Annotated in this window: 5 protein-coding genes; 4 read left to right on the top strand and 1 reads right to left on the bottom strand. The window is 63.9% G+C overall.

The genetic code is table 11. From position 1 onward, the window contains the following. The 3 genes from A5756_RS17065 to A5756_RS17055 all read left to right on the top strand — a co-directional run. Positions 1 to 289, top strand: a 289-nt coding sequence (locus A5756_RS17065) for a hypothetical protein (RefSeq protein WP_232005356.1), incomplete at its 5' end; no start/stop codon positions are given. Then, a complete protein-coding gene (locus A5756_RS17060; protein WP_156659593.1) occupies positions 286 to 996 on the top strand; it encodes a hypothetical protein in 711 nt (236 codons plus the stop codon). The genes A5756_RS17065 and A5756_RS17060, both read left to right, overlap by 4 nt. Positions 997 to 1,196: 200 nt before the next feature. Beyond that, positions 1,197 to 1,583 carry a hypothetical protein gene (locus A5756_RS17055; protein WP_066954742.1) on the top strand — a complete coding sequence of 129 codons (387 nt, stop codon included), beginning with the start codon at positions 1,197 to 1,199 and terminating at the stop codon, positions 1,581 to 1,583. A 46-nt stretch (positions 1,584 to 1,629) separates the two neighbouring features. Here A5756_RS17055 and A5756_RS17050 read toward each other — a convergent pair whose 3' ends face one another. After that, a complete protein-coding gene (locus tag A5756_RS17050; protein WP_066954738.1) occupies positions 1,630 to 1,950 on the bottom strand; it encodes a DUF1330 domain-containing protein in 321 nt (106 codons plus the stop codon). Between the two features lie 138 nt (positions 1,951 to 2,088). Here A5756_RS17050 and A5756_RS17045 point away from each other — a divergent pair. Then, a partial coding sequence (locus A5756_RS17045; RefSeq protein WP_197505790.1) for a MaoC family dehydratase N-terminal domain-containing protein occupies positions 2,089 to 2,363 on the top strand: 275 nt, incomplete at its 3' end.

The raw sequence follows: 2,363 nt of genomic DNA, 5'->3' as shown, positions 1-2,363 counted from the left end.
GCGGCCTGCGGTTGTCGTGGACCATATTGTTCCGATCGCTCAGCTGATGTACGTGCCCGGCTTCCTCAACCTGCCCGCCGAATACATGTACGTGGTGGCCAACTCACCACGAAATTTGCAGTGGCTGTCGGCCTATGCCAATGGCATGAAGAATTCGGACAGCATCGCCAGGATCGGTGACGCCGACCCCAAGTGGGTCCAGGAGCAGATACAACTGGAGAATGACACCCGCGCGACGTTGCAAGACCTGATCAACCAGTTGCTCACGACACTCCCGCCCAGCCGATGACAGTGGAAATTGCGGAAATCGAAACCATTCTCGGAAGTGTCGCGCACGCCGAGCCGGTCATCCTCGCCGAAATCGGACGCACCGCGGATGTGCCCGAACGCTGGCGGCCCATCGCGCAATCCGATGCGGCGGAAGCCCGGTGTGCGGCCGCAATGTCGCTGTGGAACAGCGACTTCCTGGAACTGGTGCCCACCTTCGCCCACGCATTCAAGACCGAACTCGCTGACGTCCGACTCGGCCACGTCATGGGGGAAGCGGTCCTGGTCTACGCCGTCGAGCATTACGATGCCGGCCGGCGGCACGTCGTCTGTTGGATCGGCTGGGACCCAGCGCTGTGCAAGACCACCGAATTGCGGTTCGCCGAAGCGATCCCCGATGCCGTGCGCCGCTTCTACCGCGAGGCGCACGCCGGCTTCGTCGGTCCCGACTGGATGTCCAACGGCCCCATTCAACCTCGGCACCTGCAGACCTACGCCGAATACCTGGGGTGCCCAGATGGACTACCGGAATCCAACTGGCCGCGAGACGCGGTAGACCCCACGCGCCTGCTGCTCCTGGCCACCACCGCGGACTCACACGTGTGCCTCTCACCTGACCTTCCCCCGGGGCAGGCCGTCACCGTCTACGGCGGGGTGCCCGAGGATCCAGAGGATTTCGGCACACTGCTTGATGAGACGATGACCGCCCAATTCGATGAAATCGCCTGAGCCCCAATATGACAACGCCCTATCACGGTAACCCGCACGGCGGAGCACCCTGGCCGCCGCAGCCGCCCTATGGGCCGCCACCCCTACCGCAACCGGTATATGGGGCGCCCCCACCGCTCCCCGGGCCGTGGGCCCCGCCCGCGGGCGGCTGGTGGGGGCCACCCCAGCCTGGGCCGCCGCGTCGGCGTAGAAAAGGCTGGTTGTATGCCGCGCTGGCGGTCATCGTGATCGCCGTCGGCGGCGGCATTGCGACCATCGCGGCGTACCACCACTACCACAACAGCGACCCCACCAAGATCAAGGCGTTGATCAACGCTTTCTCCGAATCGGTCAGCAAGGGTAATCCGCAAGAAATCGCCGGCCTCATGTGCCGCGAGGAAGCCGAGCCGTATCTGGATTCCGCAGCAGACCCGGGAGGCGAGGTGGCCAACGCGGCCAAACCAAAATTCAAGATCGGGGCTGTCGTGGTGCGCGGCAACGCGGCGTCTGCAAACCTCATGTTCCAGGACAACGAATCGCAGACGATGTACTTCCGCAAAGAAGAAGGCCGGTGGACTGTCTGTGCACCCGCGAAGGATCAGCTGTAGTGCCGACCCCTCGATGCGTTCCCGGCTTCGGCTGATAAGCCGCGAATCACCGGTTCAGGATCGGCCTGAGGTCGTCGAGGCGGTCGAATAGGTGCCAAATGTATCCCGATGATCCGTTCTCGCGATGCGGATGCAGATCGGCGATTTCCGGGTCGTTGCAATAGCTGTCGAACGCCTCTCGCGATTCCCATTCCACAAGTATCAGCACTTGCCGAGGCTCGATGTCGCCGACAACCGCATGCTGGAAGCTCCCGAGCGCGACGACGCGACCGCCGTGCTTCGCCACCTCGGCGGGTGACCGGCGTGAGTATGCGCGGTACTCGTCGGCGTCGGCGATATCGAAAAGGTTCAGGGCATAAACGGTCATGGTCGCAGACGTTACGGGGCCGGATAACGCGCCGGCAGGTGGCCGGTGCTCCACAGCGGCGTTACCGGCTGGATGTCGGCGCGTTAGGGTGCCTTGGTCGGCCGCCGCTAACCGGTCGATAGAAAAGTTGAGCAATTCATGACCGCAGCAGCAGAGAAGGCAACGCTCGAATCGCGCGTCGGCCACTACTACCGAGTCGACGACAGCTACCGGGTCGCCGCTGAGAAGGTGCGCGAGTATGCCCGCGCGGTGCAGGACTATCACCCCGCGCACTGGGATGCCGCGGCCGCCGCGAAGCTCGGATATTCGGGCCTGGTTGCGCCGCTGACGTTCACGTCGATCCCCGGCATGGTCGCCAACCGGCACCTGTTCGAATCGGTGGTCGTCGGTTACGACATGTACCTGCAGACCGA

Source organism: Mycobacterium sp. 852002-53434_SCH5985345, from assembly GCF_001667155.1.
In the GTDB taxonomy this organism is placed as follows: domain Bacteria; phylum Actinomycetota; class Actinomycetes; order Mycobacteriales; family Mycobacteriaceae; genus Mycobacterium.
This window is presented reverse-complemented; position numbering and strand designations above follow the sequence as displayed.